Annotated in this window: 16 protein-coding genes; 4 read left to right on the forward strand and 12 right to left on the reverse strand. The window is 63.0% G+C overall.

What is annotated here, in order from left to right:
• Positions 1-45: 45 nt before the first annotated feature.
• The 5 genes from ACNQP3_RS16930 to ACNQP3_RS16950 form a co-directional block, all read right to left on the reverse strand.
• The gene (locus tag ACNQP3_RS16930) at positions 46-582 is read right to left on the reverse strand and encodes a PqiC family protein (protein WP_012272908.1); all 537 of its coding nucleotides are present in this window, start codon (positions 580-582) and stop codon (positions 46-48) included.
• A gap of 11 nt (positions 583-593) precedes the next feature.
• A complete protein-coding gene (locus tag ACNQP3_RS16935; protein WP_012272909.1) occupies positions 594-2,234 on the reverse strand; it encodes an intermembrane transport protein PqiB in 1,641 nt (546 codons plus the stop codon).
• Positions 2,218-2,862, reverse strand: a complete 645-nt coding sequence (locus tag ACNQP3_RS16940; protein WP_012272910.1) for a paraquat-inducible protein A — start codon at positions 2,860-2,862, stop codon at positions 2,218-2,220. The genes ACNQP3_RS16935 and ACNQP3_RS16940 overlap by 17 nt, the downstream gene beginning before the upstream one ends.
• Positions 2,859-3,455: a paraquat-inducible protein A gene (locus ACNQP3_RS16945; RefSeq protein WP_012272911.1), complete on the reverse strand. Its 597-nt coding sequence runs from the start codon at positions 3,453-3,455 to the stop codon at positions 2,859-2,861. Before ACNQP3_RS16945 ends, ACNQP3_RS16940 begins: the two co-directional genes overlap by 4 nt.
• Positions 3,456-3,587: 132 nt before the next feature.
• A complete protein-coding gene (locus ACNQP3_RS16950; RefSeq protein WP_069942381.1) occupies positions 3,588-4,934 on the reverse strand; it encodes a hypothetical protein in 1,347 nt (448 codons plus the stop codon).
• A 428-nt stretch (positions 4,935-5,362) separates the two neighbouring features.
• Here ACNQP3_RS16950 and ACNQP3_RS16955 point away from each other — a divergent pair, with 428 nt between their 5' ends.
• Positions 5,363-5,836, forward strand: a complete 474-nt coding sequence (locus ACNQP3_RS16955) for a YMGG-like glycine zipper-containing protein (protein WP_012272913.1) — start codon at positions 5,363-5,365, stop codon at positions 5,834-5,836.
• Between the two features lie 48 nt (positions 5,837-5,884).
• Here the strand turns inward: ACNQP3_RS16955 and ACNQP3_RS16960 are convergent, their stop codons facing one another.
• A complete protein-coding gene (locus ACNQP3_RS16960) occupies positions 5,885-6,790 on the reverse strand; it encodes a LysR family transcriptional regulator (protein ID WP_041166739.1) in 906 nt (301 codons plus the stop codon).
• A 150-nt stretch (positions 6,791-6,940) separates the two neighbouring features.
• Positions 6,941-7,123 (reverse strand): hypothetical protein, encoded by a 183-nt coding sequence (locus tag ACNQP3_RS16965; RefSeq protein WP_041166532.1) that lies wholly within the window; start codon positions 7,121-7,123, stop codon positions 6,941-6,943.
• Between the two features lie 164 nt (positions 7,124-7,287).
• Here ACNQP3_RS16965 and ACNQP3_RS16970 point away from each other — a divergent pair, with 164 nt between their 5' ends.
• A complete protein-coding gene (locus ACNQP3_RS16970; protein ID WP_012272915.1) occupies positions 7,288-7,674 on the forward strand; it encodes a VOC family protein in 387 nt (128 codons plus the stop codon).
• A gap of 36 nt (positions 7,675-7,710) precedes the next feature.
• Positions 7,711-8,280 carry a hypothetical protein gene (locus ACNQP3_RS16975; RefSeq protein WP_012272916.1) on the forward strand — a complete coding sequence of 190 codons (570 nt, stop codon included), beginning with the start codon at positions 7,711-7,713 and terminating at the stop codon, positions 8,278-8,280.
• 63 nt (positions 8,281-8,343) lie between these two features.
• Here the strand turns inward: ACNQP3_RS16975 and ACNQP3_RS16980 are convergent, their stop codons facing one another.
• Positions 8,344-10,023 carry an MFS transporter gene (locus ACNQP3_RS16980; RefSeq protein ID WP_012272917.1) on the reverse strand — a complete coding sequence of 560 codons (1,680 nt, stop codon included), beginning with the start codon at positions 10,021-10,023 and terminating at the stop codon, positions 8,344-8,346.
• Between the two features lie 194 nt (positions 10,024-10,217).
• Here ACNQP3_RS16980 and ACNQP3_RS16985 point away from each other — a divergent pair, with 194 nt between their 5' ends.
• Positions 10,218-10,904, forward strand: coding sequence for a helix-turn-helix domain-containing protein (locus ACNQP3_RS16985; protein ID WP_264316253.1), 687 nt, complete (start codon positions 10,218-10,220; stop codon positions 10,902-10,904).
• Here ACNQP3_RS16985 and ACNQP3_RS16990 read toward each other — a convergent pair.
• The 4 genes from ACNQP3_RS16990 to ACNQP3_RS17005 form a co-directional block, all read right to left on the reverse strand.
• Positions 10,887-11,768, reverse strand: coding sequence for a sterol desaturase family protein (locus ACNQP3_RS16990; RefSeq protein ID WP_060514693.1), 882 nt, complete (start codon positions 11,766-11,768; stop codon positions 10,887-10,889). The two genes, ACNQP3_RS16985 and ACNQP3_RS16990, sit on opposite strands and share 18 nt — an antisense overlap.
• Positions 11,769-11,886: 118 nt before the next feature.
• Positions 11,887-12,666: an alpha/beta fold hydrolase gene (locus ACNQP3_RS16995; RefSeq protein WP_264316254.1), complete on the reverse strand. Its 780-nt coding sequence runs from the start codon at positions 12,664-12,666 to the stop codon at positions 11,887-11,889.
• Complete coding sequence (locus tag ACNQP3_RS17000) at positions 12,663-13,082, reverse strand: VOC family protein (RefSeq protein ID WP_060492899.1); 420 nt, start codon at positions 13,080-13,082, stop codon at positions 12,663-12,665. Before ACNQP3_RS17000 ends, ACNQP3_RS16995 begins: the two co-directional genes overlap by 4 nt.
• A 75-nt stretch (positions 13,083-13,157) precedes the next feature.
• Positions 13,158-14,084: an alpha/beta fold hydrolase gene (locus tag ACNQP3_RS17005; RefSeq protein ID WP_012272922.1), complete on the reverse strand. Its 927-nt coding sequence runs from the start codon at positions 14,082-14,084 to the stop codon at positions 13,158-13,160.
• Positions 14,085-14,212: the final 128 nt, after the last annotated feature.

Below are 14,212 nucleotides of genomic sequence, written 5' to 3' on the forward strand. Positions count from 1 at the left end.
GCACTGGGTTCGCAGGAGACGCTCCCACAACGGCTCTATGTAGGGTCAGGCCACAGGCGAACAACTACCCCGCCCGGCACTCCCCCGCACCGCCTCGGCCAGTTTGCGAAGGTTGGCCTGATGCGCATTCACCAGGCTGGTGATGCTGTTGTCAGCCGCAGTCTGCACCGAGGTGCGGCAGGTCAGCTCAGCCTGCCCCGCCACCTTCAGGCGCCAAACGGCCTCCAGCGAGGCGTAACGCCCCGGCACGGTGTCGAAGCGCTGCACATCCACCCGCAAAGCCGCCTTGCCGCCGCCCGCCGGGCCACCCAACTGGTCTTGCAGGGCGCTGCGGAACTCATCCACCAGGTTGGCCCCCCACCATTCCGTCTCAAGGATGGCCAGGCCGCTCTGCCCTTCGCGTACCACCAACTGTGGGCGGTCGACCTGGGGCGGGACGACCACCCTGACCACCTGGATGCGCTGGCCACTGTCACGCGCCGGCTCACTCGGTACCAAGGTGTGGTAGTTGTTCGGCGTACTGCTGCAGCCCCCGAGCCATACCAGCAGGCTAGCCACACAAACATTGCGTAGTCGTTGCATCGGCTGTCTCCTCAGGGCTCAAGGTCTGCGGGCCCGGCCGCTTTCGGCCGGCCACGAATCAGTGACTCGGGGTGGCGGCCCAGGTAATCGGCAAGGTCACGCAGCGAACGTGACATGCGTTCCAGCTCATCCAGTGTTTCGCCCATTCGCTCGCGCTGCGGCGAGTCCTCGGAAATGGCCGAGTTGGCGGTGCGCAGGGTCTTGTGCACTTCGTCCAGCGCCACTTTTACATCCGGCAGTGTCTGGCCATTGAATTGCTTGAGGCTGGCGCGCAGCTCACGCAGGCTGCCGTCGAGGTTGCCGGCGATGCTTTCCAGCGGCAGCTTGGCAATGCGTTCCACGACCCGCTGCAGCTGCTCCTGCAACTGCTCCAGGCTACCCGGCAACGTGGGGATGATGATGGGGTTGGCGGCCATGTCGAAGGCGACTTTGGGGGCATCGGGGTAGAAATCCAGGGAAATGAACATCTGCCCAGTGATCAGGTTGCCGCTGCGCGCCTGGGCCCGCAGGCCATGCTCGACAAACGTGCCGATCAGCTCCCGCGCACCATCCATGTCGCCTTCGGTGTGCTTGAACACCGCCAGCATCTTGCGGTGCACCGGCCCCAGGCGCTGCGGGTAGATTACTGCATCCACCACTACCGGGAAGGTCTGCCTGGCGGCGTCGTAATCGAGCTGAATAGAGGTAACACGCCCAAACTCCACACCCTTGAACTCCACCGGCGCACCCACCGACAAGCCGCGCATGGCCTGGTCGAAGCGCAGTTGCAGGTACTGCGCCTGGCCGTGGGGAGGGGCCAGCGCCAAGTCGCGGTCGGCAAATAGCTGGAAGCGGGCCTGGTCGGCAGCTGGCTCGGCTTGCGGGGCGAAATCGGGCGAACCAAAGGCCAGCCCCCCCACCAGGATCGATGATAACGACTCGGTATCGACCTTCAGCCCGTTGGCGCCAATCTGCATATCGACACCACTGGCATTCCAGAAGCGCGTGTCGGCGGTGACGAAGCTGTCGTAGGGGGCTTGCACGAACACGCCAATCTCCACGCCCTTGCCATCGTCCTGCAGCGCAAAAGAGACCACTTCACCGACCGGGATCTTGCGGTAGTAGATCGATGAGCCGACATCCAGCGAGCCCAGATCGCTGGCGGTAAGGACAAAACGCTTGCCCTTTTCGTCATAGGTGATCGGCGGCGGCAGCTCCAGGCCGACGAAGGACTTTTCCGGCACTTTCGACTCACCGGAATCAGCCCCGATGAAACTGCCCGAAAGCAGCGTGTCCACCCCGGAAACCCCGCCTACGCCGATGCGCGGTCGCACCACCCAGAAGCGCGCGCCCTGGGTGGCAAAAGAGCGGGCATCGTTGGACAGCTGCACGTTGGCCACCACGCTCTTCTTGTCCTCGGCCAGGTCCACCGTGGTCACTTCGCCAATCACCACGCTGCGGTATTTCACCTGGGTCTTGTGCGCCACCAACCCCTCCCCGCTGTGGAAGGAAATGGTGATCACCGGCCCTTGCTGCATCCAGTTGCGTACCACCAGCGATGCGCCGATCAGGATAGCCAGAATCGGCACGATCCAGACCAGCGACACCCCCCAGCGCCGTGTGCGCACGTCAACCTGACCTGTACCGTCGCGCTTGTCAGTCTGTTGCCCCATCAATGCGGCCTCCCTCGTTGGCATGGCTATCCCAGATCAGGCGTGGGTCGAAGCTCATTGCAGAGAACATGGTCAGCACCACCACCATGCCAAAAAACAGGATACCCACCCGTGGCTCGATGGTGCCCAGCCCGCGCAGTTGCACCAGCGCCGCCACCAGCGCCACCACCATCACGTCGAGCATGGACCAGTAGCCGATCAGCTCGACGAAGCGGTACAACTGCGAACGCTGTCGGCAAGCCCAGGTGGAACCACGCTGGGCGGTGTACAGCAGCAGGCCAAGGGAGAAAAACTTGATCGCGGGCACACCCACGCTGGCAATGAAGATGATCAGCGCAATATCCCAGGCCCCGGCTTCCCAGAATTCCAGCACACCACCGCCAATGGTGCTGTCGCTGCCACTGCCGAGCATTTCGGTGTGCATCACCGGCAGCAGGTTGGCGGGGATATAGAACACCAGCGCCGCCAGCAGAAACGCCCAGCCACGGCTGATGGCATTGCTCTTGCGTCGGTGAATGGCCGCGCCGCAACGGTTGCAGGTGTGCGCACCGCCACTCATGTCGCAGGCCTGGCCGCAGCCATGACACAGGCACAAGCCAAGGTCGTCTGCGTTGGCCGGGGTTGTCATACCTGCTCCCACAAGTCGCGGATGTCCTTGCCGGCAATATGGATGATCAGCATGCTCAGCGCGGCCAGCGCCAGCAGGCCGATACCGGGGATTACATCGAGCAACCCCGCCAGTTTGATCACCGCCACCATCGCCCCCAGCAGGCACACCTCCAGCATGCTCCACGGTCGCAGGCTTTCCAGGCCACGCATGCACAGGGCAAAACCGGGGGCACGCTGGCCGGCCAAGGCAAAACTCAACACCCAGCACAACAAGGCAATCTGCAACAGCGGTGCGAAGATGATCGACAACGCCATGACCAAGGCGATGAAGGTGATACTGCCGTGGCTGAGGATCTGCACCGCGTCCCACAACGTCGCCGAATGGGTTAGCCCCTGCATCCCGATGGTCATGACCGGGTAAGCATTGGCAAATACCAGCAGGACGCCACCGGTCACACTCAACGCCAGCCGCTGCTCGATGGTGAGCGACGTATGCCGGTACAGCACGCCGCCACAGCACGGGCACAGGGCACGCTGGTGCTTGAGCAATGGCACACGCTGGTACACCGTGTCGCAGTATTCGCAAATGATCAGATCTTGGGGCTGGGTCATGTTGGTTCCCACGGATAGACCTGCAGGCAGCACCTACGTCAGCAAGCCTAGACGGGAAAAGCGCAATGCGTCAGCGGGTGTGCCCATCGTCGCAAACCTCCGGGCAACGGCTGCCCGGAGGTTAGCCCAGCGCTACTCGAGCAACTGCTCCAGGCTTGGATCACGCATTACACGCTGCACGGGCTGCTGTGCGGCTTTGCCCGGCACCGACATCTTCAACTTCATGCTGGCCACTTTGGCGCAGGCATTGCTGCCGTCCGCATAGATACCGCTCATGTCGCACTTCCACTGGTAGAAGTTCACCAGGCCACCCGACATCTGCAAGCTGTAGTCGGTACTTTGCGTACCTGGGGTGAAGGCGTGCCCCGCCGGGATGTTCTGGAACCATTTCATCCACTCGGCGGAGCCCGGTTTCGGTGGGTTTTTCTGGAACAATGGGTTCATGATCGCCACCTGCGGCGCCTCGGCGGTGGCGTGGCAGCTCAGGCAGGAGCTGTTGGGGTTGTCCACCGGCCCATTGAGTCGACCGTTCCAACCCAGGTGGGTAGGCGGCAGTTCACGGGTATCGGCGTTGATGGCGGTCTGTTGCAGTGCCTTGTTGATACGGGTCTGGGTGGGCTGTGGGTTAGTGTAGTCATTGCTGGTCACCTGAGGGTCGTTGCCCCACATCACGCCCACCGGCACCAGGTTGTCCCAGCTGGCCTTGCCGCTCATGGCCCCGTTGTACTGGAAGGTACCGAAGATCCACCCGGTTTCGGCAATACGCGTGTCGCGCACGGCTACGTCCATCTGGATCAACGCCACGTCCTTGAGCTTGCGGTTGGCCGAGGTGAACGTGTCTGTGATATAGCCCTGCCACAGCACCGGGTTGGCCAGAAACGGCACCGTGCTGCGGTCGATGTCGGCGAACAGCGCCTTGCACACCACCGTGCCGTTGGCAAAGCTGTTGGGTTGGGCGGTATGGCTCGGGTCTGGGTTGTTCGGGTCCTTCCAGACTTGCCCAATGGTGTAGGCGCCAATGTCGTTATAAATCCCCACGGCATAGGTTTGACCGGTGGCCGTCTGCGTGCTGGCCAGTTGCTTGACCTGAATCTGCGCCTCCTTGGTCAGCCCGTGTATGCCCTCACGCCCCAGCGGGCCGTAATGCTGCCACGGCATGTGGTACCACTGCCGAACCTTGTTGTGCTGCACATACCAGTCAGCCTCGACGTTGCCCTCCAGGCAATAGCGCTTCGCAGCCTCCATGTACGGGCGCCATGTCTCGAAGTTGTTGTCGCGCTTGGCAGGCAACTTGCCGAAGAACGCCGGCACGCCATTGGGCGGTGACGTCGGATAGTTTTGGCTGAGGGTAAATTTGGTCCCTTCGTAACTGTCGGGTGGCGCGTAGCCATAGTCCGGATAGGTACCGGCCTGTGCGGCGAGGCTGTACAGTGTGGCCGTCATGGCCAGTGTGGCAAGTGTTCCTTGGGGCTGGTTCATCGATGATCTCCTTGATCGGCTGCACTCCTGGCATCGACAGGGCGCGTGCCCATGGCGGATGCAGGGACTCCTTTATTGTTTTTGGGCCGAGTTCGCCCGAACGCGGCCGGCTGTCACGGGTGAGTGAATGGCGTGTGGCGCACCTCCCTGCCGGCTTTTTGCCGAGCGAACGCGTACATCCCAGGCCGTTTGGCCAGGGTTGATCGAAAGCGTGTGTAAACGGAGTGTGCGCAGGGGGGTATGCGGGCTGTGCCGCGTGTCGACTCCTGTCGAGCGCTTGCCGTTCTTCCTTGCTATCAGGTGTAGGCGAAACGGCAAAAACTGCCAGCCGTTTGGCATGCCGAGCCGATTTCCGGTCGTTTTGCCTATCACCGTCTTACCGCCGAACTATTCTGTGAAGCGGGCTTTCCGCCCAGTGGAGGTGTGCCATGCGTACGTTCACGTGGAGTTACCTGCTGCTACTGCTGTGCGCGGCATCGGCGGCCCAGGCGCAGTCGGTGGTGCCGCTCAAGGGCCAGAGCAGCCAGCAGATGCAACTGGATATCAACGATTGCAATACCGTCGCCAGCAATGCCGCGAACAGCACGGCGACGTCCAGCGACCCGCATGTCGGTGGACGGGTACGCGGTGCGGCCGCGGGTGCCGCCGCCGGCGCGGTAGGCGCGCAGGTACGCGGTAACCAGCACGACGAGCTGTATGACCGGGTAGGTGACGACGCCAAGCAGCAGTACCGGCAGAACCGTGCCGGCGAAGTGGCCGCCGCCGGTGCCGCGGTCGGAGGCATGCGCCAGCGTCAGGACCGGCGTCAGGACAGGCGCAGCCAGGACCAGGCAAAAACCCAGGCCCATGCCAGCGCCTACAGCGGCTGCCTGCAGGGGCGCGGCTATCAGGTCAACCCCTGAGCAACCGGCACGCCATGCCCCTGCCGGTGAGGCATGGCGTGCTCAGCTTCAGAACTTCGCCAGTTCTTCCCGACAAAACTCCACGAACAACTGCGCAGGCTTGGTCAGCTGCACGCGCTTCAACCACGCCGCAGCCAGCCCAGAAAGCGCCACTGGCTCGGTAATGTCCAGCATTGCCAAGCGCTGCCCGTCGTAGGTGTACTCCGTGTGCGGCCGTGTGACCAGCAACGAAAAACCAAAGCCCTGCCCGACCATGCCGCGCACCATCTCGATTGACGGCGAGCTGAAGACGATGTTTGGCGTCAGCCCCATTTCGTTGAACAGGCTGACGAAATAGGTGCGGCTGGGGGCCACGTCCAGCAAGATCATCGGCTCCGGGCACAGGTCGCGCAGCGACACCTGGGCCTGGCCGGCAAAGCGGTGGTTTTCCGGCAGCAGCACATAAGGCTTTTGCGGTGGCATCAACGGCTCGGCCTCGATGGTGCCATCCAGGTCGTGGTCATAGAGAAACGCCAGGTCGAAGGTACCGGCGGTCAGGCCCTGGATCAGGTCCTGCTGCTCGCCGTCGCGCAGGCGGATATCCACGCCAGGGTAGCGTTGACGAAAGCCGGCGATCAAACGAGGCAGGTACAACGGTGCCACGGTTTCGAAACAGCCGATATCGATCTGCCCGGCCACGGTGTCGTTGTCGGCCAGGGCGTTCTGCTCGAACTCGTGGGCCATCTGTAGCAGCGCTCGGGTCTTGGCGTAGAAGCGCTTGCCGCTGGGCGTCAGCGACACGCCTTGGGCGTGGTGGCGGATGAACAGTTGCACGCCGAAGCTTTCTTCCAGGCTCTTGATGGCGGTGGAAATGGACGGCTGGGCGATGTACAGCTGGCGCGAGGCCTCGGCAACGCTGCCAGCCTCCACGGTGGTAACGAAGTACTTGAGTTGTCGCAGGGTATAAGCAGCCACGGGCACCTCATTGACGCCTGTCGGCGCTGGGATCATGCCTGACACTTTACCTCTCGCGAACGCAAAGTGGGGGCTGGGTGATGAAGGATTTACCTATGGCTTGAGCAGGTTTTTGTGGGGGGGGGGTGCCCTGCACCCCTCCACGTCGGTTCACTCGAACGACGCTATCATCACGCAGTCGTCACCTACCATCTTGTAGCCTGCCTCGCATTGCAATCCCACGGAAGTGGTGACACTCCGCTTGCGCCTGGAAAGGCTTTCCGGTTGTTGAGCATTGTCCTCTAGCGACGCTTCAGAGGTATCGGGCAGTTGATCCATGGGTTCTTCTTGCATGGTGTTCACTCCTGGTTTGAATTGTGTTGCCCGAACAACTTAAATGCTGGCGTCTGCACCAACCCATTTGGAAACACCCTCACGGCAGGCCCACAGCGAACTGGTTAAATACCCCCAAACGTCTTTACTGATACCCAACGGCATCAGGAACACGGTGTACGCCTATGAAGATCGTGGTCACCAGCATTCTCGTCGACGACCAGGCCAAGGCTCTGGCCTTCTACCACTACGTACTCGGTTTCGAGCCCAGGCACGACATCCCCATGGGCCGGCACCGCTGGTTGACCCTGACTTCGCCCAATGACCCCAATGGCGTCGAGCTGCTGCTGGAACCCGACGCGCACCCGGCCGCCAAAACCTACAAGGCCGCGCTCAAGCAGGACGGTATTCCCGCCACCTCGTTCGGCGTACGTGACATCCAGGCCGAATACACCCGGCTGTGCGCGGCGGGCGTGCAGTTTACCCAACCACCCACCAACATGGGCCCCGTCACGGTGGCCGTGTTCGATGACACCTGTGGCAACTTGATCCAGATCGCCCAGAAACACTGAAAGCCCCCAACCTAAGCGCACCAATAAGGAAAACAGATGCGCCACGAATTCCGCGAAGTCCTCAACGACCTGGTCGATTACTTCCTGCTTGGCGATATCCAGTTGCTAGAGCGCTTCAAGCAGGAGCACGAGCTACCGGACGACCTGGCCTACGCCTTCACTCACGACGACAGCGGCGACAAAGCGGTGCGCGAAGGCATCGTGCTGCCGCTGGCCGGGGTCGACAACCTGCCCTATCGCATCCTGTTCACCCTTGATGGCTACACACCGGCCCTGCGCGAAGCCGGCAGCCGCCTGAAACATCGGCGCAATGGCTATGTGCTGCGCGTCGAGCACGGTGCTGTGATGCTCTATACCTGGCGCATCCTGCAGCACTTCACACCCAAGACTCTGGGTGACCTGATGGCCCGCTACCAGGTACCGGGACGGCCGATCATCGAGCTGGACAATGGCTGGTACGACGTGGAGGTGCTGGCCGGGGCGCTGGTGCGCGAAGGCTTGTACGAGCCGGCGTTCGAGTTCGTGTTGAAGAAGCGCTGGAGCCGGGGTGAGGCGACGGAGGTGGATACAGGATATGCCTTTGGCCTGCGTGGCTATTTCGATTGATAGCCTCTGCGGGTCTCTTCGCGGGTTTACCCGCGAAGAGACACTTACAGGCAACTTCATTAATCAGGTGTGGTTGATATCACGGTCCTTGGTTTCCGGCAGGAAGAAGATCCCCAGCACCGCCGTCATCACCGCAATCACGATCGGGTACCACAAGCCGTAATAGATATCCCCGGTCGCCGCCACCATGGCAAACGCGACCGTCGGCAGAAAGCCGCCGAACCAGCCATTACCGATGTGGTAAGGCAGCGACATCGAGGTGTAGCGGATACGCGCCGGGAACAGCTCCACCAGCCAGGCGGCAATCGGGCCGTAGACCATGGTCACGTAGATCACCAGGAGGGTCAGCAGCAACAGCACCATCGGGTAGTGGATCTTCGCCGGGTCGGCCTTTTCCGGGTAGCCGGCCTCTTTCAACGCACCACTCAAGGTGGCGGTAAAGGCCTCGCTCTGCACTTTGAAGTCCGCGGCGGCCATGCTGCTGCCTTCAAAGCTGGGCAGTACCCGCTCACCAATGCGGATCTGCGCCACACTGCCAGGCTCGGCCGCCTGGTTGGTATAGGGAATGGCGCGCTTGGCCAGCAGGCTCTTGGCAATGTCGCAGGAGCTGGTGAATTTGGCCTTGCCCACCGGGTCGAACTGGAATGCGCACTGGCCAGGGTCGGCCACCACCACGACCGGGTTCTGCTCCTGGGCAACGAACACATCCGGGTTGCCGTACTCGGTCAACGCCTTGAAGATCGGGAAATAGGTCAGCGCGGCGATGATGCAGCCGGCCATGATGATCTTCTTGCGGCCAATGCGGTCAGACAAGCTACCGAAAAAGATGAAGAACGGCGTGCCGATCAGCAGCGAGCCGGCAATCAGCAGGTTGGCGGTCTGCGGCTCGATCTTGAGCATCTGCAACAGGAAGAACAGCGCATAGAACTGCCCGGTGTACCACACCACCGCCTGCCCTGCGGTACCGCCCAGCAGCGACATGATCACCACCTTGAGGTTGTCCCAGCGGGCGAACGACTCGGTCAGCGGTGCCTTGGACGCCTTGCCTTCGGCCTTCATCTTCATGAACACCGGCGACTCGTTGAGCTGCATGCGGATGTACACCGAAATCGCCAGCAGCAAGATCGACAACAGGAACGGCACCCGCCAGCCCCAAGCTTCGAACACCTCGGTGCCCATGACGGTGCGGCACGCCATGATCACCAGCAACGACAGGAACAGCCCCAACGTGGCCGTGGTCTGGATCCAGGCGGTGAAGAAGCCCCGTCGGCCCTTGGGTGCATGTTCGGCCACATAAGTGGCCGCGCCGCCGTATTCACCACCCAAGGCCAGGCCTTGCAGCAGGCGCAGGGTAATCAGGATGACCGGCGCAGCCACGCCAATCGCGCTGTAGCTGGGTAGCAAGCCCACCAGTGCGGTCGACAGGCCCATGATGACAATGGTGATCAGGAAGGTATGCTTGCGCCCGATCATGTCGCCCAGCCGGCCGAACACGATGGCGCCGAACGGCCTTACCGCAAACCCGGCGGCGAACGCCAGCAGCGCGAAGATGAACGAGGTGGTTTCATTGACCCCGGCAAAGAAGTGCTTGGCGATGATCGCGGCGAGAGAACCGTACAGGTAGAAGTCGTACCATTCGAACACCGTGCCCAGGGACGAGGCGAAGATGACCTTGCGCTCCTCCTTGGTGATACCGCGTTGGGGCGCGCTACTGCCCGTGGATGCGCTGTCGAGAACCGCCATGGGTTGCCTCCGTCATGTCGTCATGCAGGCCGGAGCACCTCACAACCACTTCACCGTCGCACCCAGGCGCTGGGGCTTGCTTTGGGTTGCGCGAAGCACGACGAGGCGGGCCGCCTCGGATCGCAGCAAGGTAAATGAAGCATAATCGGGATTGCCGGGATATCCACCCGCCTGGCCATACACCAGAGGGCAGCATGGACGACACGGCAATACCCGGCTGGCAGGGCGATATCTGGTTGGCGGACGATCACTGCCTGCTGCGGTCTACGCTGGGCAGGACCGACAGCCATGTGCATTACGCGCATCAGGTGCTTGTGGGCCTTGGTGCGGATGTCGAGGTGCGCCTAGGCGAGCGGATTTGCAGCGGCCCACAGGTGTTCATCGCGTCGCGGCAACCCCATGCCATCCTCAGCCATGGCGTACCGTGCCTAACCGTGTTTGCCGAACCGCTGGCCTTCGACCTGGCAGACCTTGCCCTAGCCTGCAAGCAAGCCGGCAACAGCGCAGAGCAACTGGCAGAGTGCCTCATGCACTGGCCGCGCCGGCCGCTCGACCCGCGCCTGAGAAAAGCCCTCGAGCGCATCCGCGCACTCGACGAACAGGCCTTGCCGGCCCAGGAACTGGCCAGCACTGTTGCGCTGTCGCTCAGCCAACTGGAACGCCTGTTCAGCGGCTCACTGAAATTGTCCGTGCGCCGGCTGGTGCTGTGGCAGCGCTTGCGCATGGCCCTGCAACAGGCGCTGGGCGGCGCCAGCCTGACCGAAGCGGCATTGGCGGCGGGGTTTGCCGATTCGGCGCATTTCACCCGCAGCGTTCGCCAGCAATTCGGCCTCAGCCCAGGTACCGCTTTGCGCCGCTTGCGCCTACGTACGTTCGGCTAACGCCTGACGCAGGCCTGCCGGCAATACCGCCGGTGGCTGAACATCTGCGCTTGCCCACGGCTCACGCAGTTGCGCCAGGTACGCCTGCGGATAGTCCGGCCGATCACCGATACCCATGTCGTCGTCCGCCAGCGTATAGCCTGGCAGGTACAGCCGCGTGCCAAGCAGGCGGTCCCACAGGGGGAAGAACAGCGCAAAGTTGACGTCGCCGGTAGTGCCGTACTTCAGGTGGTGCAAGCGATGCACCGGTGCCCAGGCGAACACATGGCGCCAGCCGCCAATATGCATGTCCACGTTACTGTGCTGCAGCAACAGCTGGATAGACACACTGAACGCCAGCAGCGATGCCACCTCGACGGGCAAGCCAAGCAGCAGCAACGGCAAGGTGCCCCCCAAGGTTTCGAGCAACTGGTGTATAGGGTGTTTCATCAAACCGTTGAAGCCGTACAAGCGGGTGACACTGTGGTGCACCGCATGCAGCCGCCACAGCAGCGGGCTGCGATGGCTGGCGTAGTGCACCAGCGTGATGCCCAGGTCGGCCAAGGCAATGGCCAGCAGCAACTGCAAGGCCAACGGCCAGTGGCCCGGCCACAGGCCCGTTTCCGGGAGCCAGTGGGCAAGCAGCGGGATGGCTGCCACGCTGGCGAGGGTCAGGCACTCGTTGAACAGCGCATGGCACAGGTCGCGACGGCCATCGCCTTGTGCCTGGTTCCAGGCAGCCTTGTAAGGCATGAGCCGCTCACAGGCGAATGACAGCAGCACTGCGCTGGCCAGCAGTGGCACCAGCCACAACGGATGGGCTGCCAATGACAAGGCGGCGGCAATGAAACCGAAGAAGAACAGTGGGGCGTATAGGGTGCGCATGGGCGACTCCAGGTAGTCAGGAGCCGCCAGTGTTGAGCCTCAGCCCAGGTGAGCGCTTGAAAGAACGGCGCATGCATGGCCGCGCCTGCAAATCGCCCGCGTTGGCTTGAAAAAACCGTTACCACAAGAACTGCACGACCTCCGCCAGCACCACCTCTGCCTGCTCCCGGTGTGGCACATGCCCACAGCCTTGCAGCAGTCGCGCCACTCCAGGCCCACCCGCCAGCGCCACCAGTCGTTCGGGGTGCGCCGACGAGCCAAACTCGTCGTTATCGCCATGCAGGCTCAACAAGGGGCAGCGAACCTGCGCCAAAACGGTATCCAGGTTCCAGTCGGCAAAATCCTCGGCCAGCCAGTTGTCCACCCAGGCGCGCAGTACCCATTGGGCCTTGCTGCCGTGGTAGCGCTCCAGCCGCTGCAGTTGCCCAGGCTCGGCAAACTGCTGGTCCGCTGACCGAATGCCTTCAAGTGTGCGGGCTTCGACAAAGGCCTGCGCCGACTCGGTGATCAACCCCATGCACTGGCTGGCGAATGCCGCAGCGCAGGCCACGGCCATTCCGCCGCCAACGCTGTGACCGAAGACAATGAAATCAGCTATGTCAAAGTACTCGCGCAGGGCCGTGAAGCCCTGCTGCGCCTCGTTCTCGACAAAGCCCAGGCGTAACCTGCCGGGGTGTGCGTCGGAACGACCGAAGCCCAAGCGGTCGTAAGCGATCACCTGGTGCCCGGTAGCCTGCGCCAGCTGCGCCGGGAAGTCGCGCCACAAGGCCACGCAACCCAGCGAATCGTGCAACAGGACGATAGGCGCCCCCTGTGCCTGCAGCGGCACCCACTGCTGGGCGAACAGCTTGCCTGACGCGGTGTCGATCCAGTGCTCGCGAATGTGCAGGCCGCTCATACCGCCTCCGCCACCGGCCCCTTCAACTCGACCTGGTTGCCATCCGGGTCGTAGCAGTACAGCGAGAGCCCTTCGCCTTCGGCGCCATAACGCTTTTCCGCAGGCTCTACCGTTACCCCGGCGGCCTCCAGGTAGGCCGTCAGTGCGGCCTCGTCGAACGGCTCGATCCGCAGGCAGAAGTGATGCAGGTTGCGCCCTTCCACCCCCGGTGCCGCCCCGCCTGGCTGGCCCAGCGGGCCGTCCAGGGTCACCAGGTCGATCATCGCTGTGCCCGTGGCCAGGTGCACCATGCCCAGGTCTTCGCGCACCCGGCTGACATTGCAGCCCAGCAGCTCGGTGTAGAAGGCAACACTGCGCGGCAGGTCACGGACCCGCAGAACAAGATGGTCTATGTGCTTGATAGCGAACGGTCGCATGCCGGGCTCCTTATGCCGTGTGTGCGAGTACCGTCGCCACCATAGCCCAGCTTCGCCCGGCGTGGCCAGAATCAGCTACTCGTTAACCAACCGTTGCAGCACGCCCCCTTCATGGCGCGTCAAGATACGCAGCAGTTGGTCGACCAGCGCACGGTCCGGGGCGTCCAGGTGGAAGTGGTGCCCGCCCGGGTGCCAGGAAACCTTCGCCTGGCTGGGCAAGGCGGCCTGACGCCGGACAAAGGCCTCACCAGTGAATGCGCCCTGGCGGCCAAACAGCAGGTACAACGGGCAGCGGATCTGGCTGAGCAGGTCGCAGGCTTCGCGCTCGGTCAGCGGCATGGGTTCGGGCAGCACCAGCCGTGGATCGTGGCGCCAGCAATAGCCATCGCCCAGTTGCAGCAGGTCGCGCAACGCCAACAGCCGTGCGGCACCCTCCGACAGCTCGGTGTCCAGGCGTTCGCGGCGTTGCGCCAGGGCGGTGTCCAGGTCGTCGAAGCGGCCCGCGTCCGGCTCGGCAAAACCCGGCAACTGGCTGCGCTGTACCATGCGCTTGAGCCGGTAGGCCCGTGCCAGGTGCTGCACGCGGTCATCCTCGGCCACCGTGAACGGTGCACCCATGCCGTCGAGGAAGGTCATGCTGGCAACGCCACTGGTCATGGCCGCCAGCAGCGACGCTACGCCAGTGCCCATGCCATGGGCCAGCACATGAAACTGCGCCAGGCCCAGGCTGTCGACCACAGCCAGCATGTCCTGGGCGTGTTCCCACAGGTAATAGCCACTGTCATGACGACGATGGTCGGAACGGCCATGGCCGACCAGGTCGGGCGCCACCACGAAGCAACCATCGAGCATCGGTGCCAGGCGCTCGAACGAGGCGGCGTTGTCCAGCCAGCCATGCAGGGCCAGTACCGGTATCCCCTCTTCCGGGCCCCAACAGCGCACAGCAATCTCGATACCGTCGAGGTCCAGTAAATGGTCCTTGGGACTGAACGGCGAACGCATGCTCTCTCTCCCTGACTGGTGCCTGGCGCGTACTCGTCAGGCCGGCACACCACCTTGGCCCAGCCACGGCTCACCTGCTGGCCCCTCGCCGACAACTGCATGTGCATCACCGACTCGGGCAGGCAATT

The sequence above is a fragment of the Pseudomonas sp. LFS074 genome (assembly GCF_047978165.1).
Classification (GTDB): domain Bacteria; phylum Pseudomonadota; class Gammaproteobacteria; order Pseudomonadales; family Pseudomonadaceae; genus Aquipseudomonas; species Aquipseudomonas putida_P.